General features: G+C 68.8%; 27 protein-coding genes. 14 read left to right on the top strand and 13 right to left on the bottom strand.

From position 1 onward, the window contains the following. Positions 1-136 precede the first annotated feature (136 nt). Together EV647_RS15600 and EV647_RS15595 are read left to right on the top strand one after the other, a co-directional pair. A complete protein-coding gene (locus EV647_RS15600) occupies positions 137-4,069 on the top strand; it encodes a Pls/PosA family non-ribosomal peptide synthetase (protein WP_134003323.1) in 3,933 nt (1,310 codons plus the stop codon). Then, complete coding sequence (locus EV647_RS15595; RefSeq protein ID WP_134003321.1) at positions 4,069-5,373, top strand: M1 family metallopeptidase; 1,305 nt, start codon at positions 4,069-4,071, stop codon at positions 5,371-5,373. Before EV647_RS15600 ends, EV647_RS15595 begins: the two co-directional genes overlap by 1 nt. Here the strand turns inward: EV647_RS15595 and EV647_RS15590 are convergent, their stop codons facing one another. Next, the gene (locus tag EV647_RS15590; RefSeq protein WP_134003319.1) at positions 5,374-6,240 is read right to left on the bottom strand and encodes a LysR family transcriptional regulator; all 867 of its coding nucleotides are present in this window, start codon (positions 6,238-6,240) and stop codon (positions 5,374-5,376) included. Positions 6,241-6,310: 70 nt separating this feature from the next. Between EV647_RS15590 and EV647_RS15585 the strand changes: the two genes are divergently transcribed. Further along, a complete protein-coding gene (locus tag EV647_RS15585; protein WP_134003317.1) occupies positions 6,311-7,288 on the top strand; it encodes a nitrilase family protein in 978 nt (325 codons plus the stop codon). Between the two features lie 45 nt (positions 7,289-7,333). Here the strand turns inward: EV647_RS15585 and ispF are convergent, their stop codons facing one another. From ispF to EV647_RS15570, 3 genes are read right to left on the bottom strand one after another with little or no spacing between them, the layout of a single operon-like run. Continuing rightward, the gene (gene ispF / locus EV647_RS42540) at positions 7,334-7,804 is read right to left on the bottom strand and encodes a 2-C-methyl-D-erythritol 2,4-cyclodiphosphate synthase (protein ID WP_134003315.1); all 471 of its coding nucleotides are present in this window, start codon (positions 7,802-7,804) and stop codon (positions 7,334-7,336) included. Next, positions 7,801-8,499, bottom strand: coding sequence for a 2-C-methyl-D-erythritol 4-phosphate cytidylyltransferase (gene ispD, locus EV647_RS42535; RefSeq protein ID WP_134003313.1), 699 nt, complete (start codon positions 8,497-8,499; stop codon positions 7,801-7,803). The genes ispF and ispD overlap by 4 nt, the downstream gene beginning before the upstream one ends. A 9-nt stretch (positions 8,500-8,508) precedes the next feature. Next, positions 8,509-8,994: a CarD family transcriptional regulator gene (locus EV647_RS15570; protein ID WP_130383315.1), complete on the bottom strand. Its 486-nt coding sequence runs from the start codon at positions 8,992-8,994 to the stop codon at positions 8,509-8,511. Between the two features lie 320 nt (positions 8,995-9,314). On the opposite strand from EV647_RS15570, the gene EV647_RS15565 reads away from it, so the two are divergent. Continuing rightward, on the top strand, positions 9,315-9,938 hold the full coding sequence (locus tag EV647_RS15565) for a hypothetical protein (RefSeq protein WP_134003311.1): 624 nt from the start codon (positions 9,315-9,317) through the stop codon (positions 9,936-9,938). A gap of 93 nt (positions 9,939-10,031) precedes the next feature. Here EV647_RS15565 and EV647_RS15560 read toward each other — a convergent pair whose 3' ends face one another. From EV647_RS15560 to EV647_RS15550, 3 genes are all read right to left on the bottom strand, one after another. Continuing rightward, positions 10,032-11,051, bottom strand: a complete 1,020-nt coding sequence (locus tag EV647_RS15560) for an iron-siderophore ABC transporter substrate-binding protein (RefSeq protein WP_134003309.1) — start codon at positions 11,049-11,051, stop codon at positions 10,032-10,034. Positions 11,052-11,131: 80 nt separating this feature from the next. Then, entirely contained in the window at positions 11,132-11,809 is a 678-nt protein-coding gene (locus EV647_RS15555; protein ID WP_133787236.1) for a response regulator transcription factor, read from the bottom strand. Continuing rightward, positions 11,806-13,023, bottom strand: coding sequence for a cell wall metabolism sensor histidine kinase WalK (locus EV647_RS15550; RefSeq protein ID WP_134003307.1), 1,218 nt, complete (start codon positions 13,021-13,023; stop codon positions 11,806-11,808). Before EV647_RS15550 ends, EV647_RS15555 begins: the two co-directional genes overlap by 4 nt. Before the next feature lie 196 nt (positions 13,024-13,219). Here EV647_RS15550 and phoU point away from each other — a divergent pair, with 196 nt between their 5' ends. The 3 genes from phoU (at position 13,220) to EV647_RS15535 (ending at position 15,362) form a co-directional block, all read left to right on the top strand. Continuing rightward, positions 13,220-13,927: a phosphate signaling complex protein PhoU gene (phoU, locus tag EV647_RS15545; RefSeq protein ID WP_134003305.1), complete on the top strand. Its 708-nt coding sequence runs from the start codon at positions 13,220-13,222 to the stop codon at positions 13,925-13,927. Positions 13,928-14,147: 220 nt separating this feature from the next. After that, complete coding sequence (locus EV647_RS15540) at positions 14,148-15,092, top strand: hypothetical protein (RefSeq protein WP_134003303.1); 945 nt, start codon at positions 14,148-14,150, stop codon at positions 15,090-15,092. A gap of 33 nt (positions 15,093-15,125) precedes the next feature. Continuing rightward, positions 15,126-15,362, top strand: coding sequence for a hypothetical protein (locus EV647_RS15535; RefSeq protein ID WP_134003301.1), 237 nt, complete (start codon positions 15,126-15,128; stop codon positions 15,360-15,362). Here EV647_RS15535 and EV647_RS15530 read toward each other — a convergent pair. The 4 genes from EV647_RS15530 to EV647_RS15515 are packed head-to-tail and all read right to left on the bottom strand — an operon-like array spanning position 15,343 to position 18,756. After that, positions 15,343-16,089 carry a phosphoglyceromutase gene (locus tag EV647_RS15530; protein WP_133787231.1) on the bottom strand — a complete coding sequence of 249 codons (747 nt, stop codon included), beginning with the start codon at positions 16,087-16,089 and terminating at the stop codon, positions 15,343-15,345. The two genes, EV647_RS15535 and EV647_RS15530, sit on opposite strands and share 20 nt — an antisense overlap. 9 nt (positions 16,090-16,098) lie before the next feature. Next, positions 16,099-16,587, bottom strand: a complete 489-nt coding sequence (locus EV647_RS15525; RefSeq protein ID WP_134003299.1) for a YbjN domain-containing protein — start codon at positions 16,585-16,587, stop codon at positions 16,099-16,101. Continuing rightward, positions 16,584-17,834, bottom strand: coding sequence for a D-inositol-3-phosphate glycosyltransferase (gene mshA / locus EV647_RS15520; RefSeq protein ID WP_134004385.1), 1,251 nt, complete (start codon positions 17,832-17,834; stop codon positions 16,584-16,586). Before mshA ends, EV647_RS15525 begins: the two co-directional genes overlap by 4 nt. A 43-nt stretch (positions 17,835-17,877) precedes the next feature. After that, positions 17,878-18,756 (bottom strand): helix-turn-helix transcriptional regulator, encoded by an 879-nt coding sequence (locus EV647_RS15515; RefSeq protein WP_134003297.1) that lies wholly within the window; start codon positions 18,754-18,756, stop codon positions 17,878-17,880. A 103-nt stretch (positions 18,757-18,859) separates the two neighbouring features. On the opposite strand from EV647_RS15515, the gene EV647_RS15510 reads away from it, so the two are divergent. From EV647_RS15510 to EV647_RS15485, 6 genes are all read left to right on the top strand, one after another. Next, positions 18,860-19,603 (top strand): SDR family oxidoreductase, encoded by a 744-nt coding sequence (locus EV647_RS15510; protein ID WP_134003295.1) that lies wholly within the window; start codon positions 18,860-18,862, stop codon positions 19,601-19,603. 80 nt (positions 19,604-19,683) lie between these two features. After that, positions 19,684-20,679: a hypothetical protein gene (locus EV647_RS15505; RefSeq protein WP_134003293.1), complete on the top strand. Its 996-nt coding sequence runs from the start codon at positions 19,684-19,686 to the stop codon at positions 20,677-20,679. Next, on the top strand, positions 20,676-21,425 hold the full coding sequence (locus EV647_RS15500) for an SDR family NAD(P)-dependent oxidoreductase (RefSeq protein WP_134003291.1): 750 nt from the start codon (positions 20,676-20,678) through the stop codon (positions 21,423-21,425). The genes EV647_RS15505 and EV647_RS15500 overlap by 4 nt, the downstream gene beginning before the upstream one ends. Before the next feature lie 81 nt (positions 21,426-21,506). Then, on the top strand, positions 21,507-21,935 hold the full coding sequence (locus tag EV647_RS15495) for a helix-turn-helix domain-containing protein (RefSeq protein ID WP_134003289.1): 429 nt from the start codon (positions 21,507-21,509) through the stop codon (positions 21,933-21,935). A 34-nt stretch (positions 21,936-21,969) separates the two neighbouring features. Continuing rightward, positions 21,970-22,515, top strand: coding sequence for a hypothetical protein (locus tag EV647_RS15490; protein WP_134003287.1), 546 nt, complete (start codon positions 21,970-21,972; stop codon positions 22,513-22,515). 121 nt (positions 22,516-22,636) lie between these two features. Next, positions 22,637-22,981, top strand: coding sequence for a DUF2516 family protein (locus EV647_RS15485; protein ID WP_131460606.1), 345 nt, complete (start codon positions 22,637-22,639; stop codon positions 22,979-22,981). Positions 22,982-22,984: 3 nt separating this feature from the next. Here EV647_RS15485 and EV647_RS15480 read toward each other — a convergent pair whose 3' ends face one another. Then, positions 22,985-23,776 (bottom strand): L,D-transpeptidase family protein, encoded by a 792-nt coding sequence (locus EV647_RS15480; RefSeq protein WP_134003285.1) that lies wholly within the window; start codon positions 23,774-23,776, stop codon positions 22,985-22,987. Positions 23,777-23,868: 92 nt separating this feature from the next. Between EV647_RS15480 and EV647_RS15475 the strand changes: the two genes are divergently transcribed. After that, positions 23,869-24,372 (top strand): macro domain-containing protein, encoded by a 504-nt coding sequence (locus tag EV647_RS15475; RefSeq protein WP_134003283.1) that lies wholly within the window; start codon positions 23,869-23,871, stop codon positions 24,370-24,372. Between the two features lie 28 nt (positions 24,373-24,400). On the opposite strand, the gene EV647_RS15470 is transcribed toward EV647_RS15475, so the two are convergent. Beyond that, on the bottom strand, positions 24,401-24,991 hold the full coding sequence (locus tag EV647_RS15470) for a L,D-transpeptidase (protein WP_134003281.1): 591 nt from the start codon (positions 24,989-24,991) through the stop codon (positions 24,401-24,403). Between the last annotated feature and the right edge of the window lie 118 nt (positions 24,992-25,109).

Genomic DNA, 25,109 nt, shown 5'->3' with positions numbered 1-25,109 from the left:
CCGCACCACGACCCGCGACAACTCCATCAATGTCCCCGTGTGAGGCACTCCTGGGTGTGAGCAAGCGATTGATGGGCATCCCCACGTGTTCGCTTCGAGTTATCCAAGCCGTAACTGGGCGGCGTAGTATCCGCCCGTGACGTTGCGACGCGGGGACCTGGCGACAGCCTCGCGGACGTTGGTGGATGTGCTCGAGGAGACAGCCGCCAAGTACGCTGACGAACCCGCACTCGACGACGGCAGCGTCAGCCTGAGTTATCGCGAACTGCTGGCGCAGACCACCAAGTTCGCGGGCCGGTTGACCGCCTCGGGTATCGGCCCCGGCGATCGCGTCGGGATCCGGATCTCGTCGGGGCACAACGACCTGTACGTCGCGATTCTCGGCACCCTGCAAGCAGGCGCGGCGTACGTCCCGATCGACGCCGACGACCCGGAGGAGCGTGCCGAACTCGTCTTCGGTGAGGCAGCCGTCGCGGCCACGGTCGGCGACGAGCTCGAGCTCACGATCACCCGTCCGCAGCAGGCGCCGCTGGCCGACAACGACGCGGCCAACGGCGCCTTCGACTATCCGTACTCGGCTCGCATGGATGCCACGAGTACGACGAATTCGCCGCGCGGCAGCACCGGCCCGGAGCCGACCGACGACGCGTGGATCATCTTCACCTCGGGCTCGACCGGCGTACCGAAAGGTGTCGCCGTCACGCACCGATCGGCGGCCGCGTTCGTCGACGCCGAGGCCCGCCTGTTCCTGCAGGACGAGCCGATCGGGCCCGACGACCGGGTCCTGGCCGGCCTGTCCGTCGCGTTCGACGCGTCCTGCGAGGAGATGTGGCTGGCCTGGCGGTACGGCGCCTGCCTCGTGCCCGCACCACGTTCACTGGTTCGCACCGGTATGGACCTCGGCCCGTGGTTGGTTGCCCAGGGCATCACTATCGTCTCGACCGTGCCGACGCTGGCCGCGCTCTGGCCACCGGACGCCCTGGATCAGGTCCGGCTGCTGATCTTCGGCGGTGAGGCATGCCCGCCGGAGCTGGCCGAACGCCTGGCGATCGAAGGCCGCGAGGTCTGGAACACCTACGGCCCGACCGAGGCCACCGTGGTGGCGTGCGCCGCCCGCCTCACCGGCGAAGGGCCGGTCCGGATCGGCCTCCCGCTGGACGGCTGGGACCTCGCCGTTGTAGATGCCGCAGGCAACGAAGTCGCCGACGGGGAGATCGGTGAGCTGATCATCGGCGGTGTCGGCCTGGCCCGGTATCTCGATCCGGCCAAGGACGCCGAGAAGTTCGCCCCGATGCCGGCCCTCGGCTGGGACCGCGCCTACCGCAGCGGCGACCTGGTGCGGTCCGACCCGATAGGTCTGCTGTTCCAGGGCCGCGCCGACGAACAGGTCAAGCTCGGCGGCCGCCGGATCGAGCTCGGCGAGGTCGATGCCGCTCTCCAGGCCCTCCCGAGCGTCACCGGCGCCGCGGCCGCCGTACGCAACAGCGCCGCGGGCAATCAGCTCCTCGTCGGGTACGTCGTACCGGACGAGGCCGCCACCTTCGACAACGCGAAGGCCACCGAGCGTCTGCGTGAAGCGCTGCCCGCGGCGCTCGTGCCGCTGCTGGCGGTCGTCGACACGCTGCCGACCCGGACCTCCGGCAAGGTCGACCGCAACGCGCTCCCCTGGCCACTGCCCGGAATGGACGGCGACAGCCCGGCCGTCGAGCTGGACGGAACCGCCGGTTGGCTGGCCGAACGCTGGACGAAGATCCTTGGCGCCAAGGTCACCGGACCCGACAACGACTTCTTCCTGCACGGCGGCGGAAGCCTCGCCGCGGCGCAGCTGGTCTCGGCGCTCCGCGAGCGGTTTCCGGACGTCACAGTCGGCGACATCTACGAGTACCCGCGCCTCGGCGCGCTCGCCGAGCGGCTCGACGACTTCAAGCCCGCAGCCCTCGAGCCGGTCGAGCTGCGGGAGATCCGGCCGACGCCGAAGAGCACGCAACTCCTGCAGACCGCGCTGACGCTGATCCTGCAGACCGTCGTCGGTGTCCGCTGGCTGGTCTACGTGTTCACGCTGAACAACCTCCTCGCCGCGCTGATCGAGCCGCTCCCGTGGGCGCGGACCGTGTCCTGGTGGTGGATCCTGGCCGGCTGGCTGATCCTGATCAGCCCGGCGGGCCGGATGGGCATCGCGGTCGTCGGCGCCCGGATCCTGCTCCGCGGCCTGAAACCGGGCACCTATCCACGAGGCGGCAACGTCCACGTCCGGCTCTGGGCCGCCGAGAACCTCGCCGACGCGGCCGGCGCCGCCAATCTGGCAGGCGCGCCCTGGATCGCCTACTACGCCCGCGCGCTCGGCGCGAAGGTCGGCCGCGGCGTCGACCTGCACACGCTGCCACCGGTGACCGGCATGCTCACCATGGGCCGCGGCGCCTCGATCGAGCCCGAGGTCGACCTGGCCGGCTACTGGATCGACGGCGATCGGCTGCACGTCGGACACATCTCCGTCGGCCCCGATGCGGTCGTCGGCTCCCGCAGCACGCTGCTCCCGGGCGCAGAGATCGGCCGGAGCGCCGAGATCATGGCCGGCTCGGCCGTCTCCGGCAAGGTGCCCGACAACGAGCGCTGGTCCGGCTCGCCCGCGGCAAGGATCGGTCGCGCGCGGCACCCGTGGCCGGACCACCGTCCCGCGCGCGCTCCGTGGTGGGTTGCGGCGTACGGCGCCCAGTCCGCGCTCATGTCCCTGATTCCGGTCGCGGGGGCCGCCGCGGCGTTCGTCGTCCTCGGCTACGCGCTGCGCGGCACCCAGACACTGCCGGACGCGGCGCTGCACGCGCTGGGCGCGATCCCGTTGATGACGCTGGTCGGGTTCGCCACCATCACGGTCCTCACGCTGATCGGCGTACGGCTCCTCGGCATCGGGATCAAGCCCGGCCACTACCCGGTCCGCAGCCGGATCGGGTGGCAGGTCTGGGCGACCGAGCGGCTCCTCGACTCCGCGCGCACACTGCTCTTCCCGCTGTACGCGAGCCTGCTGACCCCGTGGTGGCTGCGCGCGCTGGGCGCGAAGATCGGCCGCGACGTCGAGGCGTCGACGGTCCTGCTGCTGCCGAAGATGACCACCGTCGGCGAGGGCGCGTTCCTGGCCGACGACACGATGATCGCGTCGTACGAGCTCGGCGGCGGCTGGCTGCACGTGGCCGGCGCGAAGGTCGGCAAGCGTGCCTTCCTCGGCAACTCCGGGATGACCGCGCCCGGGCGGAGCGTCCCGAAGAACGGTCTGGTCGCCGTGCTGTCCGCGGCCCCGAAGAAGTCCAAGGCCGGTACGTCGTGGCTCGGTTCGCCACCCGTGAAGCTGCGCCGGCAGACCGTCTCGGGTGATCAGAGCCGCACGTTCAACCCGCCGTACAAGCTCAAGGTCGCCCGCGCGCTCGTCGAGCTGTGCCGGTTCGTCCCGATGATGTGCACGGTGCTCATCGCCCTCGGCGTGCTGTTCGCGCTGCAGGCGCTCGACCTCTGGCTGGGTCCGTGGTGGACGATGCTGCTGTCCGGCGCGGTCATCCTCGCGGCCGGCGCGGTCGCGGGCGGGATGGCGACGGTCGCGAAATGGGTCATCGTCGGCCGGACGAGAGCCGTCGAGTACCCGTTGTGGAGCTCGTTCGTCTGGCGCAACGAGGTGGTCGACAGCTTCGTCGAGCTGGTCGCCGCGCCGTGGTTCGCGAACGCCGCCGCCGGTACGCCGGTCCTCACGCTCTGGCTGCGGTCACTCGGAGCGAAGATCGGCAAGGGCGTCTGGTGCGAGACGTACTGGTTGCCGGAGGCAGATCTGGTCACCCTGGGCGACGGGGCCACGGTGAATCGCGGTTGTGTGCTGCAAACGCACCTGTTTCATGATCGAGTTCTCTCCATGAACACAGTCACCTTCGGGGCCGGGGCAACCCTCGGCCCGCACGGCATCGTCCTTCCGGCGGCCGAGGTAGGAGCAGGAGCTACCATCGGGCCGGTGTCTCTCGTGATGCGTGGTGAAGGTGTGCCGGCGGGTACCCGGTGGGCCGGGAACCCGATCGGTCCCTGGCAGGACTGATGGTTGACCCGTATGTGCCCAGCCACGGAAGCAACGACTACAAGGTCGAGTCGTACGAGCTGGACCTGGACTACCGGGTCAGCAGCAACCGGCTGACCGGCAAGGCGACGATCACGGCATTCGCCACCCAGGCGCTCTCGCGCCTCAGCCTCGACCTGTCCGGGCTCCGGGTGTCGAAGGTGTCGGTGAACGGCCGCCGGCCGCAGCGGTACGTCCATCGTGGCGGCAAACTGCACATCACCCCGGCGGCGACGATCCCGGACGGCGCCGAGTTCTCGGTCGACGTCCAGTACAACGGGAACCCGAGGCCCGAGGACAGCCCGTGGGGCGAGCTCGGTTGGGAAGAGCTCACCGAGGGCGTGATCGTCGCCAGCCAGCCGAGCGGTGCGGCCACCTGGTTCCCGTGCAACGACCACCCCGGCGACAAGGCGCACTACCGGATCTCGATCACCACGGACTCGCCGTACCAGGTCGTCGCGAACGGGCGGCTGGTGTCACGCCGGGTGAAGGCGAGCCGTACGACGTGGGTGTTCGATCAGGCCGCGCCGATGGCGACGTACCTCGCGACCGTGCAGATCGGGCGGTACGACGAGGTGGACCTGGCCGCGTCGCCTGTGACGATCCGCGGCGTGCTGCCGGCCGCGCGGAACCGCGAGTTCCGGCACGACTTCGGGCGCCAGCAGGACATGATGAAGCTGTTCTGCAAGCAGTTCGGGCCGTACCCGTTCGGTCGCTACACGGTCGTGGTGACCGACGATCCGCTGGAGATCCCGCTCGAGGCGCAGGGCATCTCGGTCTTCGGCAGCAACCACGTCGACGGCCGGAACGGGTCGGAGCGGCTGGTCGCGCACGAGCTGGCGCACCAGTGGTTCGGGAACAGCCTGACCCCGGCGAACTGGCAGCACATCTGGCTGAACGAGGGCTTTGCCTGCTACGCCGAGTGGCTGTGGTCGGAGGAGTCACGCGGACTCTCCGCCGACCAGCAAGCAGCCAAGGCGCACACGCGGTTGAAGGGCCTGCCACAGGACCTGATGCTGTCGGACCCAGGCCCGGACCTGATGTTCGACGACCGCCTCTACAAGCGCGGCGCGCTCACCCTGCACGTACTGCGCAAGCACCTCGGCGACGACGCGTTCTTCGACCTCCTCCGTACCTGGACCAAGACGCACCGGCACGGGTCGGTCACCACGGCCGACTTCATCGCCCTCGCCACCACCTTCAGCCCCGACGAGCAGTCCCTACGCCACCTGTTCGCCGCCTGGCTGGACTCCTACGAACTCCCGCCACTCCCCAGACGACGCTGATCAGCGGTTGCGTGCCACCTCGGCGGCGGCTTTCACGAAGCGTTCGGTGAGCGGGGTTCTGGTGGCCCAGGCGGTACCGATCCACCAGGTGGCCGCGCGGCCGGGGAGCGGGACGAGGCGGACCTCGTGCGGCGCGAGCCGTTCGGCGGTCTGCGGTACGACGGCCGGCCCGGCACCGGCTGCCGTCAGGGCGAGGACGGTCTGCAGGTCCCCGGCCTCTTGGAGTATTTGCGGGTGGCAACCAAGTTCGGCGTACAGCGTGTTGATCTGGGCGGTCAGTCCCGGTCCACGATCCGGTGTCAGGCGGACCAGCGGCCGCCCGTCGATCCAGCCGGCCAGATCACGCGGCAACTGCTGGTCGGCCGGTACGGCGAGGGTGAGGCGATCCCGTCGTAACCGAAGGTGCTCGAGGCCGGCCGGCACCGGCAACCGTACGAACCCGATCTGCAGGCTCCCGGCCAGCAGCCGCTCGCACTGCACCGCCGAGGACATGTCCTCGAGCGAGATCGTCACTCCCGGCCACCGGCTCCGGAACAGCGCAACCGCCCGCGGCGCCAACTCGATCCCCGACAACCCGAACCCGATCGCCAGCGAGCCCTCGGTCCCGGACGCCACCTGAACGGCCCGTCGCTCGAAGGCCTCTGACCGATCGAGCAACTCCAGAGCGTCAGGGAGCAGCAGCTCCCCGGCCGGGGTCAGCCGCGCGCCGTGCCTGCCGCGGCTGAACAGCACCGAGCCGACCCGGCGCTCCAGCACCTGGATCTGCTTGGTCAGCGCGGGCTGACTGGTCGACAACTCCACGGCCGCGGCCCCGAAGTTCCGCAGCCTGGCCACCGTGACGAACGCCCGCAGCAGTCGGAGATCCATAACCCCAGGATATGGAACCTCTGCGAACCGCTATTGGACGTCATAGGTGCCTCGGCGTTTCGATGGTCGTATGACGTCCTTTCGCGCCGCTGTCGTGCAGTTCGAGCCGACCCCTGACCAGCCCTCGGCCAATCTCGCGACGGTCGAGCGTCTCGCCCGGCAGGCAGTCGGCGACGGCGCCCGGCTGATCGTGTTCCCGGAGATGTGCTTGCTCGGCTACTGGCATCTCCGGCGGCACACTCCCGCCCGGCTGCACGAACTCGCCCAGCCGGCGGATGGACCGCTGGTCAGCCGGGTCGTTGCTCTCGCCAAGGAACTGGACGCCGGGATCGGGGTCGGGTTCCTCGAGGATGCCGAGGGCACGTTGTTCAACGCGTACGCCGTCTGCTTGCCGGACGGAACCGTCCACGTGCACCGGAAGCTGCATGCGTTCGAACACGAGGAGATCGCGAGCGGATCGTCGTACACGGTGTTCGACACGCCGTGGGGATTCCGGGCCGGTGTACTGATCTGCTGGGACAACAACCTGGTCGAGAACGTCCGGATCACCGCGTTGCTCGGCGCAACGGTCCTGATCGCGCCGCACCAGACCGGCGGTACGAACTCCCGCAGCCCGCACGGGATGAAGCCGATCCCGCTCGAGGTGTGGACGAGCGGGGACCGCGCGGCGATCGAGGAGGCCTTCAACGGGCCGAGCGGGCGGGAATGGCTGATGCGGTGGTTGCCGGCACGCGCGCACGACAACGGGATGTTCCTGCTGTTCAGCAACGGAGTCGGCCGGGACGACGACGAACTGCGCACCGGGAACGCGATGATCCTCGACCCGTACGGCCGCATCGTCGCGGAGACCCCGGTCCCTGCCGAGGCTGTGGTGGTTGCGGACCTCGACCTCGAGCTGGTGCCCCTCGCGACCGGCCGCCGCTGGCTCCGCGGCCGCCGCCCCGAGCTCTATGCCCCGCTCACCCAACGCCAAGGCAACGAACTGGATCCCCGAGCCACCCGCTTCTCCCCCGACCCAGTGACATCTTTGGGCCCCCACCAACCATAAATCGCGCGCGAATTTGGTTGGTGCGTGCTCAAAGAGGGGTTGGGGTCAGTAGATGAGGGCGGTGGCGATGGCGGTGATGCCTTCGCCGCGGCCGGGGAAGCCGAGGCCGTCGGTCGTTGCCGCGCTCACCGAAACCTCGGCGTCGCACGCGGCGGAGAGAACCTTCTCCGCCTCCTCGCGACGAGTGCCGATCCGCGGGCGGTTGCAGACGATCTGCACCGCGACGTTCCCGATCTCGAACCCGGCGGCCCGGACCCGGCGCGCGGCCTCTGCCACCAGCACAACCCCGGCCGCACCGGCCCATTCGGGCTCGGCAGTACCGAAGTTCGATCCCAGGTCACCCAGCTTCGCGGCGGTGAGCAGCGCCGTACAGATAGCGTGTGCCGCCGCGTCGCCATCGGAATGACCTGACAGCCCGGCCGGCTCGTCAGGCCAGTGCAGGCCGGCCAGCCACATCGGGCGGCCTTCTTCCAGTGGGTGTACGTCGACGCCGTTGCCGACCCGTGGAACCTTCACGAGATCCTCCGCTCCGCGAGCAGTGCCTCGGCGAGCAGCAGGTCCTGCGGCCGGGTCACCTTGAACGCGTCCGGCGAACCTTCGACCGTCCGCACCGTCACCCCGATCCGCTCACACATCATCGCGTCATCGGTCACGGCCGCGTCCGCACCAGCCGCATGTGCGCGCCGCAGTACGTCAGGAGCGAACCCTTGCGGCGTCTGTACGGCCACCAGCGTCGACCGATCGGGCGTGTCGACCACGTCACCGGTCGGCCCGACCCGCTTGATCGTGTCCGTCACCGGCACCACCGGTACGACGGCCTCGGCGCCGGCTCGCACCGCCGCCACGACGCGCTCGATCGCATCGGCCGGGACGAACGCCCGCGCCGCGTCGTGGACCAGGATGCAGTCGATCCCGTCGACCGGCACCACGTCCAGAGCTGCCCGCACCGAGGCAGGCCGCTCCGCACCGCCGGCCACCACGATCAGCCGCGCATCCCCGACGTACGGCGTCAGCTCCGTGCCGACCGTCTCCTCGGAGCCGGGCGGCACGGCGACCACGAAACAGACGAGGTCGGCGGCGGTCGCTGCCTTCAGTCCACGCACCGCGTGGACCAGCAGCGAATCGCCACCGACCTCTCGAAATGCCTTCGGGGTCTCACCACCCAGTCGCAGCCCTAGCCCGGCCGCGGGAATCACGACCGCGCTACTCATGGGATTCGACTACGAAGCGAGGACCTCGTCGAGGATGGCTTCCGCCTTGTCCTCGTTGGTGTGCTCGGCCAGGGCCAGCTCGGAGACCAGGATCTGGCGAGCCTTCGCCAGCATCCGCTTCTCACCGGCGGACAGACCGCGGTCACGCTCACGGCGCCACAGGTCGCGGACGACCTCTGCCACCTTCAGCACGTCACCGGAGTGCAGTTTCTCCAGGTTCGCCTTGTAGCGTCGCGACCAGTTGGTCGGCTCCTCCGTGTGCGGTGCACGGAGCACGTCGAAGACGCGCTCCAGGCCAGCCTGATCCACGACGTCACGCACGCCGACGAGATCGAGGTTGCACGCGGGGACCCGGACGACCAGGTCGTTCTGTGCGACGATCCTCAAGACCAGATAGGCCTTGTCCTCACCTTTGATCTTGCGGGTCTCGATGTCCTCGATGACGGCCGCACCATGATTGGGGTAAACAACCGTCTCGCCGACTGTGAAAGTCATATGTCACGTGCCCCTTTCCAAGACCAATACTACCACGCAGTCGCTGGCCTGGCCGGGGCGTTTGCGCTGGTCAGGGCCCACTTCCTGCCTTGACAAACGCTGTTTCACATGCCTCGTGCGCGCGCGCACCGAAGCTCTGGACATCGCTCCGGCACCCTTCCGGCGGCATCCCGGCGTCCGGCTCGCCCACCCCGAGGGCTACGCTGTGGGGCGCCGGAGGCCGCTGCCTGACGGTGTCCACAGTCGGTCCACAGTCGGCCCGCAGTCGCCGCACACCAGTGCCGCGACAGGTCCGAAAAGCTTGCACGAGAGGGATTCCAGTGCCGATCACGTTGTCCTCGCGGTTCGCCCGGCGTACCGCGCTGGCGGGTGCCGCCGCCACTCTCAGTATCGCGCTGGCGGCGTGCAGCGCGAGCTTCTCCGCGCCGACCCTGCAGCCGTACCAGGCCGCGGAGGGCACCAACTTCGAGTCCGGCCAGGTCAAGGTCCGCAACATGCTGGTGCTGGCCGACGCCGACGGCAAGGGTGAACTGCACAGCGTGATCGTCAACAACGGCGACGCCCCGGAGACCGTGGTCAGCATCGAGCAGGCCGCACCAGGGACGGCCGACGGCCAGGCCGGCTCCGACCAGCCGAGCGAGGTCAAGTTCACCGGGCTCACCAAGCCGCTGGAGCTGGAGCCGCACACCGCGATCGTCCTGCCGGGCACCGGCGCCGAGGCGCCGGCCGCCGAGACCAGCCCGAGCACGACGCCGTCGGCAACCCCGACCGAGACCCCGACCCCGGGCGCCGAGGAGGCCGGTCCGGCGATCATCGTGACCGGCGCGAAGCCGGGCCAGATGGTCAACGTGACCATCACCTTCGGCACCGCGGCGCCGGTCTCCGCCTACGTCCCGGTCCTCACCGACGACCACTACACGCCGTCCCCGGCCGCCGCCGAGTAGACCTCCAGAACGACAGAACGGGCCGCCCCGGCGCGGGACGGCCCGTTCTACTTGGTAGGGCGAGCCAGTGGCCGTGGTTCGCCGTACCAGCTCTTAGTTCTTGCTTGCTGAGGCTGCCTTCGAGAGGCCCGGGAGCACCTTGTCGAGGACCCACGGGACGCTCAGGACACTTACTGCGCTCATGCCGGAGATCACCTGCTGGTCCTGCAGCGCGTACGCGCCCCCGCTCTTGACCGCCTTCAGCGACGAGTAGACCGGGTCGGCCAGGAACTTCTGCGTCCCGATCCCGTCGACGTATGCGATCAGCACGTCGGCGTCGACGTCCGCGACCTTCTCCTTGCTGATCGTCAGCGAGAACTCCTTCTTGGTGTTGGTCTTCTCCAGCGCCTCCACCCCCGGCGCGTTCTTGAAGCCCATCTCGTTCAGGATCTGCACGCGCGGGTCACCCGGCATGTAGACGTAGTTCTCGGCGCCGAACGAGCCGACCGTGATGGTCTTGTCCTTGAACTCCGGGTGCTCGGCCGCGACCTGCTTGATCTTGTCCTGGATCCCGGTGATCAGCTTCTCCGCGTCGGCCTTCTTGCCGAGCGCCTCACCGACCAGCAGCGTCTGGTCCTGCCAGGTGGTCTGCCACGGCGCACCCGGGTACGCGACGGTCGGCGCGATCCCGCTCAGGGTCTTGTACGTCGCCTCGTCGAAGCCCTCGTACGGGGCCAGGATGACGTCCGGCTTCAGCGCCGCGATCTTCTCGAACGGGTACTTGTCGCCGGTGTCCAGCAAAGTCGTCTTCGACTTGTCGAACTTGTCCGCGTCCCACGCGGTGACACCGTCGGCGGTCGGGCCGTAGGTGACCTTCGGCATCCCGACCGGAGTCTCGCCGAGCGCGTAGACCACGTCCTGGGCGTTCCAGCCGAGCGTGACGATCCGCTCCGGCTTCTTGGTGATCGTCGTGTCGCCGAACGTGTTCTTCAGCGTGACCGGGAACCCGGCATCCGCCGTACTCGCGCCGGCGTCGGCCTGCTTGTCGCCGTCACTGCCGCAGGCGGCCAGCGCGGTCGTGGCGAGCAGTACGGCGGTGACCGCACTGACGACCTTGGAACGGGACCAGGACATGTAGTGCTCTCCTTAGATTGCCTCAACTAAGGAGAGCCTAAGCTAACCCCACAGGCCATGGCGACCTGCGGGAGTGTGACTCAGGACTCGAACTTGTAGCCCAGGCCACGCACGGTGACCAGGTGCTGCGGGTTCGACGGGTCCTTCTCGAGCTTCGAACGCAACCGCTTCACGTGCACGTCCAGGGTCTTGGTATCGCCCACGTAGTCGGCGCCCCAGATCCGGTCGATCAGCTGACCGCGGGTGAGCACCCGGCCGGTGTTCCGCAGCAGCATCTCGAGCAGCTCGAACTCCTTCAGCGGGAGCCGGATCTCGGTCCCGGAGACCGTCACCACGTGCCGCTCGACGTCCATCCGGACCGGACCGGCCTCGAGGGTGTCCGGCAGCAGCTCGACGTCCTGACCGCGACGCAGTACGGCGCGGACACGGGCCAGCAGCTCCCGCGGGCTGTACGGCTTGGTCACGTAGTCGTCCGCGCCGAGCTCGAGCCCGACGACCTTGTCGACCTCGGTGTCCTTGGCGCTGACGATGATCACCGGGACGTTGCCCCGGCTGCGGAGCGCCCGGCAGACCTCCGTGCCGGACAGACCCGGCAGCATCAGGTCGAGCAGGACGATGTCCGCACCGGCGCGGTCGTACTCGTCCAGCGCGTCCGGCCCGGTCTCCGCGACGGCGACCTCGAACCCTTCCTTGCGCAGTACGTACGACAGCGCGTCGCTGTAGCTCTCTTCGTCTTCGACGACCAGCACTCGGGTCACGAAGCTGTCTCCTTTGTCTTCTGACCTGACGGGGTAGGCGTCAGGGGAACGGCCGGCTCCTCCTGGCTGGTGGAGTCGGTCTGGCCCGGTGCGGGTTCGAGCCGCAACGGGAGTCTCACGGTGAAGGTGGAACCTTGGCCCTCGACGCTCCAGACCCGTACGTCGCCGCCATGGATCGAGGCGATGTGCTTGACGATCGAGAGGCCGAGACCGGTGCCGCCGGTCTCCCGGCTGCGGGCCCTGTCGACCCGGTAGAAGCGCTCGAACACGCGTTCCAGGTCGCTGCTCGGGATGCCTACGCCCTGGTCGGACACGGTGACCTCGACGAGATCCCCGATCGGGTGCGCGGCAACCGCGACCCGGGTGCCGTCCGGGCTGTAGTTGATGGCGTTCTCGACGAGGTTGCCGATCGCCATCGCGAGCTGGTCCTCGCTGCCCAGCACCTCGAGCTCGGGCTCGGTCTTCACCACGATCTTGATGTCCCGGTCCTCGGCGTCGATCCGGCAGCGGTCCACCGCGGTCTCGATGACCCCGTTGATGTCCACCGGGCCGGGGTTCTCCAGCGGGTCGTCGCCCTGCAACCGGGACAGCTCGATGATCTCCTTGACCAGCCGGCTCAGCCGGGAGGCCTCGATCCGCATCCGGTCCGAGAACCGCTGCACCGCCTCCGGGTCGTCGGACGCCTCCGAGACCGCGTCGGCGAGCAGGATCAGTGCGCCGACCGGGGTCTTCAGCTCGTGGCTGACGTTGACGGTGAAGTCCCGCCGGATCGCGTCCAGGCGGCGCTCGCGCGTACGGTCCTCGACCAGCACCAGTACGAGCTGGCTGCCCAGCGGCGCCACCCGGGCACTGACGTACTGCGTTGCGCCCAGCCGGCCCCGGACGATCTCCAGGTCCTGCTGGCGGATCTCGCCGTCGCGGCGGACCTGGCGAACCATGGTCAGGATGTCGTCGACCACGAGCCGCTCACCGCGGACGATGCCGAGCACGTGCGCGGGGGCGCTGGCCTGCAGCACCTGGTCCTCGGGTCCCATCACGACCGCCGAGGACCGCAGTACCGACAGCACCGTGGCGACGCCCGACGGCACCGCAGGCTCCGGGGACTCCGGGATCTTTCGCTGGGCCCGCTCGGAAAGCATCATCGCGCCGAGCGAAAGCAGAGCCAGGGCCGCGCCGATGACGCCGCCCAGCACCGCAGCCAGCGTGGGGTCCACGGCAACGATGCTACGCGGGCGACCAGCAGGGAAAGACCGAATGAGCACCGGATGACCGGGACACGACCTAACTGTTCATCGGTCGTTCACCACTCGTCGCCATCCGGCAACCTCGACGGCATACGGTCACCGGTGGGCGGGGTACCGTGCTGGTCCCCTCCGCGGCACCGGACACCACAGATCGGATTCGAACACCATGCGTGACACGTACCACGAGCAGCTCGACGACATCCTCGCCGAGCTGGAGCGGATGACGCGGACGGTGTCCACCGCCGTACGCCGGTCGACGTCGGCCCTGCTGGAGGCGGACATCCGCAAGGCCGAAGAGGTCATCGCGGCCGACATCCAGCTCGATGCCGCCGGTGAGGGTGTCGAGGAGAAGGTCTTCGAGCTGATGGCGCGGCAGTCGCCGGTCGCCAACGAGCTGCGGATGCTGGTCGCCGCGCTGCGGATGGTCGCCGACCTGGAGCGGATGGGCGACCTGGCCGCGCACGTGTCGAAGATCGCCCGGATGCGGTACCCGGCCCCGGCGATCCCGGCCGAACTGCACGACGTGATCGAGTCGATGGGGTCCGTGGCCGGGAAGATGGTCGACGCCGCCGGCGACGTGATCGCGTCCCGCGACGTCGAGGCGGCCGGGCGGCTCGAGGCCAGCGACGACGAGATGGACAAGCTGCGCTCGAACCAGTTCCGCCTGATGATGGACGAGGAGTGGCCGCACGGCGTCGAGGTCGCCGTCGACATGGCGCTGCTCAGCCGCTACTACGAGCGCATCTCCGACCACGCGGTCGCGATGGCCCGCCGCGTCGTCTACCTCGTCACCGGCGAACTCCCGGTAGCCATCGGCGGCACCGCCGCCGGCTCCGGCGCCGGCGCCTCCGCCCCCAACCCCAACGGCAACTGACGTTCGACAAGTAGCCCGCAGCAACCAGAAAGTTGCTGCGGGCTACTTTTTTGTCCCGTGGACCTGAGGTAAAAGCACACGCCTGCGGCACGCGGTGGATCTCGATCTGATGACGTTCGGTAATCGATGTAACGCCAGGTGTGCGGCGCGCGATGGGACGGGAAGTGACCCGATCTCGGGATCCGCCCCCGAGAAGACATCTCGTGAAAGAGGATTCGCTATGCGAATGCAACGACTCGCCCTCGCGATGGCAGGGATGGGCCTGCTCGCTGCGTCGGTCGTTTCTGCGCCTGCCAACGCCGGCAAGACCGACCCGAAGCCGTGGGCCGACCTGACCAAGCAGTCGAACTCCGCGAAGGCTGCCGCCGAGGCCTGCGGGATCTCGACCGGCTACCCGACCGCGGCCGGCACCATGGAGGCAGCCGACGTCATCGCCGGCAAGCCGCCGCAGGGTGCGCCGTACGAGTCGTTCAAGTTCGTCGGCACCCGCGCGAACGCGACCTGGTACATGGCCGCCAACGCGGCGGGCACCCAGTTCTACTACTACGGCCTGCTGCTGCAGGGCGGGAACCTGTACCGGCACACCACCTACGTGTACCCCTACCGCCCGCCGGTCGCCACCTTCAAGAAGGTCGGCAGCGGCTGGACGAGCTTCAAGACCATCGCCACGTCGAACGACAGCGTCGACGGCCCGAGCCACGCGTACCTGTACGGCCTGAACAGCAACGGCAGCCTGTACCGGTACTCGATCGTCCGCGGCGTCATCAGGGGCCTCGGCTCGTTCCCTGGCTTCAAGGGCTTCAAGACGATGACGGTCATCAGCGAGACCATGACCTACGACACCCTGTTGATGACCACGACCGCCGGCGCGCTCTGGACCGTGCGGATCCCGGTCGCCGCCTCCACCAAGCCGGTCCTCAAGCGGATCCGGTCCGGCGGCTGGCAGAACTTCGAGTCGCTGGTCGTCGAGAACTGCGGCACCCGCGGCGGCGTCCTGATCGTTGGCGTCGACAACAACACCCAGACCGGCACGCTCTACGCGATGAGCAAGGCGAACGGCGCAGCCACCGCCCTCACCGGCTACGGCAAGATCCCCGGCGTCGTCTTCAACGGCGTCAACTCCGTACGCATGGGCTACCACTACGACCCGATGCGCGGCGAGTAACCACCACTTCTGCCGGGCGCGTATCTTCACCCCATGCCCGACGAATCCCTGACCGACCGCCTGGTCAACACCGACGTGTCAGCGTTGAGCGGCCTCGAGTTGCGTGCGCATCTCGAGGCCGTGGACCAGCACATGAAGTATCTGCAGCGGTCCGAGCTTGCGCTGCTCGAAGGCAGTCCGGAGGTAGTCGCCCAGAATTCCCAGCTGCGGGACAGGCTCGACTACCTCCGCACGCTCGACCTCGAGGAGCTCAGCGGCCCTGGTTCTTGACGGCTTCGATGGCGGCCTTGGCTGCGGCGGGGTCGAGGTATTCGCCGCCGGGGGTGACGGGCTTGAAGTTGTCGTCGAGCTCGTAGTACAGGGGGATACCGGTGGGGATGTTCAGGCCGACAATGGTCTTCTCGTCGAGGTTGTCGAGGTGTTTGACCAGGGCGCGGAGTGAGTTGCCGTGGGCGGTGACGAGGACGGTCTTGCCGGCGCGCAGGTCCGGCACGATCGCGTCGTACCAGTAGGGCAGCATCCGCTCGACAACGTCCTTCAGGCACTCGGTCGCGGGCAGGATCTCCGGCGGGAGCCCGGCGTACCGCGGGTCGCCGGCCTGGTCGTACTCGGAGCCGCGCTCGATCGCCGGCGGCGGCGTGTCGTACGAGCGGCGGAAGAGCATGAACTGCTCCTCGCCGAGCTCCTCGAGGGTCTGCTTCTTGTCCTTGCCCTGCAGGCCGCCGTAGTGCCGCTCGTTCAGCCGCCAGGAGCGCCGTACGTCGATCCACTGGCGCCCGGCCTCCTCGAGCGCGATGTTCGCGGTCCGGATGGCGCGGCGCAGCACCGACGTGTGCAGTACGTCGGGCAGCAGCTCACGCTCCAGCAGCAACTGGCCGCCGCGGTGCGCCTCCTCGACACCCTGGGCGTTCAGGTCGACGTCGACCCAGCCGGTGAACAGGTTCTTGGCGTTCCAGTCGCTGTGGCCGTGGCGGAGCAGGATCAGGCGATAGGTCATACCCGCATGCTATCGAGGCTCCAGCCAGCCCTTGAACGCGTCCAGATTCCGGGTGGACTCGCCGCGCGACACTCGCCATTCGTACTCACGCCGGATCGACGACGCGAACCCCAGTTCGAGGATCGTGTTGAACGACGAGTCGGCGTACTCCAGCACCGCCCCGAGCAAACGATCGACCTCACCAGGTGTGATCGCGTGCAGCGGGACCCGTCCGTCCAGGTGGATGTCACCCAGGTGGTCGACGGCGAACGCGACGCCGTACATCTTCAGGTTCCGCTCCAGCAGCCACCGGTACACGGCCGCGTGGTTCTCGTCGGGGTGCCGCGCGACGAACGCGTGCACCTGCACCGCCTGCGCGCCGACCGTCAGCGAGACGGTGGTCTTCAGCTTCCGCTCCCCCGGCAGGTCCGCGCTGAAGACGCCCGGCTCACTCTCGGTGAACTCGAGCTCGTTCTCGGTCAGCACCTGGCGGATCACGTCCGCCGCAGAAACTCTCACCCGGCTACCTCCGCGGCGATCTCCGTCGCCATCGTGTCCGCGGCGGTCCGGTACGCCGCCAGCGTCTTCCGCGCGGTCAGCTCCCAGCCGAACCCCCGTGCGTGCCCGACCGCCGCGTGGCTCATGCTCTCGCGGACGGCCGGATCCGTCGCGATCCGCGCCAGCGCGTCGGCGAAGTCGTCCACCGCGTGCCCGCGCACCAGGAACCCGGTCCGCCCGTCCAGCACCGCCGTACTCAGACCGCCGACAGCCGCCGCGACCACCGGCGTACCGCAGGCCTGGGCCTCCAGCGCGACCAGCCCGAAGGACTCCGAGTACGACGGGACACACACGACGGACGCCGCCCGGTACCAGTCGGCCAGCCGCGCGCGCTCCATCGGCTTCACGAACCGGGTCACGTCGTCGATCCCGAGCGCCCGCGCCAGCTCGGCGTGCGACTCCGGGTGCTCCATCCCGTTGCCCGACGGCCCGCCGATGATCGCGACCACCAGCCGCGACCGCAGCGACGGGTCCCGCTCGAGCATCCGCGCCGCCGCCCGGATCAGCAGATCGGGCGCCTTCAACGGCTGGATCCGGCCGACGAACGCCAGTACGACGGCATCGGCCGGCAACCCGACCTCCTGTCGCGCGGCCATCTGCGAGCCGGGACCGAAGAGCTCCAGATCGACCCCCGGATTCACCACCCCGACCTTCGCGGGCCGGGCGCCGTACAGGTCGATCAGCTCGCGGGCCTCGTCGTCGGTGTTGGCCAGCAGCCGATCCGCGGCCTCGACGACCTGCTCCTCACCGATCAGCCGCGCGGGCGGCTCGGGTACGTCGTCGTCCGCGAGGCTGGCGTTCTTCACCTTGGCCATCGTGTGCATGGTGTGGACCAGTGGGACCGCCCAACGATCGCGGGCGAGCAGGCCGACCTGGCCGGACAACCAGTAGTGCGAGTGGATCACGTCGTACCAGCCGGGCTCGTGGATCGCCTCGGCGCGCAGGACGGCACGGGCGAACGTGCACAACTGGGCGGGGAGCTCGTTCTTCGTCAGGCCCTCGTACGGGCCGGCGGCGACGTTGCGGACCATCACGCCGGGCATCAGCTCGACCCGGGCCGGCAGCGCCGAGGCGGTCGCCCGGGTGAAGACGTCGACCTCGATCCCCAGGCCGGCCAGTTGCTTGGAGAGCTCCACGACGTACACGTTCATCCCGCCGGCGTCCCCGGTCCCCGGCTGGTCGAGCGGTGAGGTGTGCAGGCTGATCATCGCAACCCGCCGGAGTGGACGGTCGGGGGAATCGGTCACCCGGTCAGGGTAACTCCGGGGCTTCGGCCGGGAATCGGGACTTCTCCCTATCCGCCGCCGTCCAGCTGGCCAGCAGCCGCAGATTCTGCTCGGACGGCGACCCGGGCTCGACGGTGTAGGTGACCAGCAGCTGGTCCGGCTCGCCGGGAGGCTGCAGGGTCTCGTACCCCACCGTGATGTCGCCGACGAGTGAGTGGTGCTGCGTCTTCGTCCCGAAGGTCTTGTCCTTCACGTCGTGCCGTGCCCACAGCACGCGGAACTCAGGACTCCGGATGGACAGTTCCCCGATCAGCTCGGCGAGTTCCGGGTCGTCCGGGTAGCGGCCGGCGTACATCCGCAGGTAGCCGACGGTCTCCTCCGCGACCGCGTCCCAGTCCGGGTAGAAGTCGCGCGACGCCGGATCGAGGAAGACCATCCGCGGAACGTTGCGGTCCTTGGGGTCCATGCTGTCGAAGTCCGCGATCAGGGCCGCGGCGAGCCGGTTCCACCCCAGGACGTCCATTCGGCGACCGAGGACGAACGCCGGTACGTCGGTCATCGAGTCGAGCAGCCGTTGCAGGCCGGGTCGCATCCGCTGCGGCGTACGCCGTTTCGCCCGCCGACGAGCCGGTTTCGCCAACAGAGCAAGGTGTTTCTGCTCGTCCTCGGTCAACTTGAGGACGTCGGCGACGGCGTCCAGGATCTCCTGGGACACGTTGTCGGCGCGGCCTTGTTCGAGGCGGACGTAGTAGTCGGCGCTGACGCCGGCGGCCTGGGCGAGCTCCTCGCGGCGCAGGCCGGGGACTCGGCGTCGCCCGCCGTACACCTTGATGCCGAGGTCCTCGGGCCGCACCCGCGCACGGCGTGAGGTGAGGAACTCGGTCAGCTCCGCGCGACGATCCATGCCCTCCAGTATCCAGGCCGCCCGGAACCGCAACCTGGTCCTGGCAGAACCAGGCTCAGCAGACCACTGGGTAAGCCTCCGCGACCGCTCCACGATCGGTGACATGACTGATCTACAGATTCGCAAGGCAGTGGTCACCGGCGCCGCGAGCGGTATCGGGGCCGCGATCGCGACCCAACTGGCCGAGGCCGGCGCCGCGGTCGCGCTGGTCGCGCGGCGGCAGGACCGCCTCGACGACCTGGCCGGCAAGCTCGGACCGCGGACCTTCGGCGTCGGCCTGGACGTCACCTCGCAGGACTCCGCGGACGCCGGAGTCGCACGGATCCACGAGCGGCTCGGCACCGTCGACCTGGTCGTGAATGCCGCGGGCGTGATGCTGGCCGCGCCGATCGCCGACGGGCGCCTCGACGACTGGACCCGGATGATCGACACCAACCTGACCGGCGTACTGCGACTGGTCCGGGCCTTCACGCCCGACCTGATCGCGGCAGCCGAGGCGGGGCGCACCGCCGACCTGGTGAACATCTCGTCGATCGGGGCGCACGTCGTCTTCCCCGGGTACGCCGTCTACGGCGCGACGAAGGCAGCGCTGACGCACCTGTCCGCATCGTTGCGCGCCGACCTCTCGCCGTACGACGTCCGCGTGACGAACCTCGAGCCCGGGCTGACCGACACCGAACTGGCGACGCACCTGGACGCCTCGGGCCAGGAGCTGATCGCCTCGATGAACGAGCAGATCGGCGCGCTGCACGCGGAGGACATCGCCGACGTCGTCACGTTCACGGTGAGCCGGCGGCGGGAGGTCAACCTCCGCCAGATCATCGCGCTACCGACCCGCCAGGCGTGACGTTTGGTGGGTCTACGTCCACCCCCATTGGCGGACTCGGCCCACTGTGGTCCGGGCCGTCCGCCGAAAGCATTGAACACATGCGTACAGTCCTCGAAGAAGTGAAGTCCTGGCATCGCCCGCTGATGCTGATGGTGCTTGCCATGTCCGGTCTCGTCCTGACCGCCGGCATCGGTCTCGCGGTCGACGGCCGGGAGATCCTCCACGAGTCCGTGTGGCTCAAGCCGTTCAAGTTCGGCCTGTCGTTCGTCCTGTACGGCGCGACGCTCGCGTGGCTGCTCTCCAAGCTGCGTAAGGCGAAACGCTTCGGCTGGTGGACCGGCACCGTGTTCGCGATCACCGGGATCGTCGACGTCGGGTTCATCGCCGTACAGGCCGCGCGCGGGACGTTCAGCCACTTCAACGACAACTCCGACACGTTCAACCAGGTCGGGCAGAAGGTCTTCATGTCAGGGGTCATGGGGCTGTTCGGCGCCAGTCTGGTGGTCGCGATCATGCTGCTGTTCCAGCGGATCGGCGACGCGCCGCTGAACCGGGCGATCCGGGTCGGCATCGGGCTGGCGGTCGCCGGTATGGCGCTCGCGTTCTACCTGGTCGGCTCGCAGGGTCAGCGTCAAGAGGTCACGGACGCGTACGGTCACCCGGTCACGTTGGCGGGCAGCCACGGTATCGGCGTCGAGGCGGGCGGCCCTGGTATGCCGTTGACGAACTGGAGCACTGTCGGTGGCGATCTGCGGATCCCGCACTTCGTCGGACTGCACGCGATCCACTTCCTGCTGCTGACGGTCCTCGCGCTGAGCGTGCTGGCCGCGCGGGTCGAGTGGCTGCGGCCGGAGCGCGTCCGCCACCGCCTGGTCGGCGTCGCGGCGTTCGGGTACACCGGCGTGATGATCACCGTGGCGGTGCAGGCGTTCCGCGGGCAGGCTTTGATCCACCCCGACGTACAGACGCTTGGTCTGCTGGGCGGGTTCCTGGCGGTGAGTCTGGTCGCGCTCGCCGGAGTGATCGCGTCAGCCCGACGGCCCGTGAGACTCCCGGCCGAGCACACCGAGGCTTTTGAGAAACTTGGGGTATGACTTCGAGCGATCGTCGGTTGGCCGTGGTGACGGGTGCTAGCAGCGGGATCGGGGCCGCGTCGGCGCGGTACCTCGCCCGTGAGGGGTTCGAGGTGATCTGCGCCGCGCGGCGGCTGGACCGGATCGAGGCGCTGGCCAAGGAGATCGACGGCCGCGCGGTGCAGTGCGACGTCACGTCCGCCGAGGACGTCGCCGCACTCACCGCGGCGGTCGGGGACGAGCTGCAGGTGCTGGTGAACAACGCCGGCGGGGCGTTCGGTCTGGAGCCGGTGGCCGACGCCGATCTGGACGCCTGGCGGCGGATGTACGAGGTGAACGTGATCGCGGTCGCCGCGGTCACCAAGTCGTTGCTTCCGGCACTGATCGCCGGGCGCGGCACGATCATCGTGATGGGGTCGACGGCCGGCCAGGTCGCGTACGAGGGCGGCGGCGGGTACGTCGCCGCGAAGCACGGCGCGAAGGCCGTCGTCGACACGCTCCGCCTGGAGCTGTACGACCAGCCGGTCCGGGTCAGCGAGATCGCCCCCGGCATGGTCCGGAGCGAAGGCTTCGCCCTGACCCGCTTCAACGGCGACCAGTCCAAGGCCGACGCCGTGTACGCCGGCGTACGGGAGCCCCTGACTTCTGAGGACGTCGCCGACATCGTCGCCTGGATCGCGACTCGCCCAGCCCACGTCAACATCGACCGCATCACGGTCCGCCCCCGAGCCCAAGCCGCCCAGCACAAGGTCCACCGCGAGTCCTGAGCCAGTTGCCCGGGACACGAGTGAGGCGGCTCACGGGGTGGGTGCTTGCAATTGCAAGCAGCTTGCTAGCACACTGAGGGTATGGCCAAGTTGAGTGATCGGGCGGCTGGGGCGGTGGGCTCCGTCGGGGAGTACCTCGCCGAGCAGCGGCGGCACGCGCAGCTGTCGTTGCGGCAGTTGTCCGACTTGGCCGGAGTGTCGAACCCGTACCTGAGCCAGATCGAGCGCGGCCTGCGGAAGCCGTCGGCCGACGTACTGCAGCAACTCGCGAAGGCGTTGCGGATCTCCGCGGAGACCCTCTACGTACGGGCCGGCATTCTCGATCCGGACGACGACGCCGATGGCGGCCGGCAGGGCACGGGTGTGGTCGACGCCGTCCTGCTCGACCCCGCACTGACCGAGCGCCAGAAGCGCGTGCTGCTGGACGTCTACACGTCGTTCGTCCGCGAGAACACCCCTGAAGAGCCCCCAGCGAAGAAGTCCACGGCTCGCAAACGCAGCACCGACTGAACGAACCTGCTGAAAACACCCGAGGAGAAGCCTGATGGCTACCCGTACGCCTGTTACCCCGTTCTACGCGATCGCCGGCGCCGGCGACCTCGCGGTCGAGAAGGTCCGCGCCGTCGGCGAGGACGTGACCGCCCGGTTCGCCAAGCTCGACCAGAAGAACCTGCAGACCGAGCTCACTCAGGGGCTCACCAAGGAGCTGACCAAGGCGCAGGCCGAGCTGACCAAGCGCTTCGAGGCGATCGTCGCCGACGCGCGCACCGCCCCGGCCAAGCTGCGTGAGCTCCCGAAGACCGCGCAGGCCGGTTTCACCACCGTCCTCGGCCAGGCCGAGGAGACCTACGAGGACCTGGCCGGCCGCGGCAAGGACCTGGTCGAGCGGATCCGCCACCAGCAGGCCACCGAGGACCTGGTCAGCACCGCCAAGACCACGGTGAGCAAGGCCAAGGCCACTCGCACCACCGCGAAGAAGACCGCCACGAGCGCGACCCGCAACGTCAAGGCGACCGCGACCAGCGCCCGCAAGACCGCGAAGGCCGCCGCCAAGGCTGCCGAGTCGGCCGCGGACAAGGTCGGCGACTGAGCTTCCTGGTCACGACAGACAGTAATGACTCACCCACCTCCGGGTGAATCCTGGGACCGGGCGGTCCACAGCTGCGACTGAGCAGAGGTGGGCCGCCCGGTCTGTCGGTTAGGCTCGTAGCATGATCACCTTCCGGAGCCTGATCCCCGGGTTCGACGATCCGCTGTCGGTCATCTGGTGGGTGCTGCTTGCGATCAAGCTGGTCGCGCTCGCCGACGCGGTCTTCCGGCCACGGGCGGTGTTCATCGCCGCCGACAAGCTCACCAAGCCAGGCTGGGTGCTGATCCTGGTGGTGTTCACGCTGAGTCAGGTGTTCCAGGGCTGGCTGAGCTTCTTCGGCCTGATCGGCATCGTCGCCTCCGCCGTGTACCTGGTGGACGCCCGTCCCGCTCTCCGCGCCGCCACCGGCCGTGGCCGCGGTGGCTGGGGCGCCATCCGCCGGCGCCGAGGCCCCCGCCCCCTGTAAGAACTACGAGCGGTAGACGATGACCTTGTCGCCGACGTGGACCTCGCCGAAGAGGACCTTGATCTTGGCCAGGTCGCGGACGTTCACGCAGCCGTGGGACGCGCCGTTGTACCCGCGGGCCGCGAAGTCCGACGAGTAGTGCACGGCCTGGCCGCCGCTGAAGAACATCGCGTACGGCATCGCCGAGTCGTACAGCTTCGAGACGTGGTTGCGGCTCTTCCAGCCGACCGTGAAGCTGCCTTCCCGGGTCGCGGTCTTCACTGCGCCGAACCGGACGTCCATCTGCATCTTCACCACACCGTCGACGACGTACCGCAGCTTGCGGGTGGTCTTGTCGATGCACAGCGCCACCCCGGTCGCGCAGCGCGCGTCGAGCTTCTTGCCGTTCACCACCGGCACCGGCGGGTACAGCTCGGTCTGGGTCGGCTCATGCGTGACCTTCACCAACTGGTCCCAGGTGAACTGGTCGAGGTACCCGAGCTGGGGAATGCCCTTCGACTTCTGGAACTTCTTCACCGCGGACCGGGTCATGGTCCCGAACTCGTTGTCCAGGTAGCGCTTCTCGAGCAGCTTCAGCTGCACCAGCCGCGCCTCGACCTTGCGGACGTTCGTCCCGCTGGAGCCGTTCTTCCACAGCGCCTTCGGGTAGATCGGCAGCTCCCCGCTGACCTCGAACGGCACCGTCTTCAGGTCCTGCGGGGCCGCGGTCGCAGTCGTTCCGGAACTCAGGAGTGCAGCAATCGCGCCTCCCGCAACCAGCCCGCTCAGCACCTTGCGAATCAACAGCCCGCGCATCGGACACCCCTTCGGTCGCCCCGTTCCTACACTTGTAGGACGTCCCCACTGACGTTTCGGTTGGCCCCTCAGCGTACCGGAGGGAACTCCACATGGAGATCGCACTCAGCACGGCGGACATCACCACGGTGCCCGCGGACGCGATCGTGAACGCCGCTCATCACGCCTTGCGGGGCGGTGGTGGTGTCGACGGGGCGATCCACCGGGCGGGCGGCCGCGAGATCCTCGCGGAGCTCATCGAGCGGTACCCGAACGGCACTCCCACGGGTACGGCGGTGTGGACCACGGCCGGCGCACTACCGGCGACGTACGTGATCCATGTGGTCGGGCCGAACTACACCGCGGGACAACGGGATCCGGCGCTGCTCGAGTCGTGCTACCGCAACGCGCTGCGGATCGCGGACGAGCTCGGCGTACGGACGATGACGCTGCCCGCCGTCTCGGCGGGGATCTACGGGTGGCCCGCACAGTCCGCCGCGGACATCGCCGTCCGGACGTTGCGACGTACGCCGACCAATGTTGCCCAAGGCACCTTCTGTCTGGTGGAGCCGCGGCTGTACAAGGCGTTCCGGAACGCGACAGCGGCCGGGGAGTAGCTCCCCGGCCGCTGGTCCGAACATCAGCTCACTTGCTGTAGACGACGACCTTGTCGCCGACGTGCACCCGGGAGAACACCCAGGCGATCTTCTTCTTGTCGCGGACGTTCACGCAGCCGTGCGACGCGCCGTTGTAGCCACGAGCCTTGAAGTCCGACGAGTAGTGGACGGCCTGACCGCCGCTGAAGAACATCGCGTACGGCATCTTCGAGTGGTACAGCGACGAGACGTGGTTCTTCGACTTGCGGTAGACCTTGAAGACGCCGCTGCGGGTCGGCGTCTTCATCGCGCCGAACCGGACGTCCATGACCTGGATCGGCTTGCCGTTCACGAGGTACACCAGCTTGCGGGTCTTCTTGTTGATGCAGAGGACCCGGCCCTTGGTCAGGCACCGCCGGTCGATCCTGGACTTGGCGATGAGCTTGCTCGTGGACGTCGCAGCGGTGGTCTTGACCGCCGCCTTCGGCGGCAGACCCACCGGAGCCGGAGCCGTCGTCGACTTCTGCGCCGACGCCGTAACCTGAGGCGCGGCCTCGGCCGAAGTGGTCGCCGACAGAGCGCCGACGCCCACGAACGCGGCGGCCGTCAGGGTAGCGCCGATCTTACGCAGAATCCCCATGTTTCCCTTGTCCTTCCCCCAAAGAGTGCTTCCACAAGAACAGACGTCGGTACTTCACGTCTGGTTGGTAACGAATCAAAACTTTCTTCCCCCGACCTCTGCCCCACCAGTGGCCGAG

Origin of the sequence: Kribbella sp. VKM Ac-2566, from assembly GCF_004366005.1 — a bacterium.
Taxonomy (GTDB): Bacteria; Actinomycetota; Actinomycetes; order Propionibacteriales; family Kribbellaceae; genus Kribbella; species Kribbella pratensis.
Note: the sequence above shows the minus strand (reverse complement) of the source record. Positions and strands in the feature narration are given on the sequence as shown.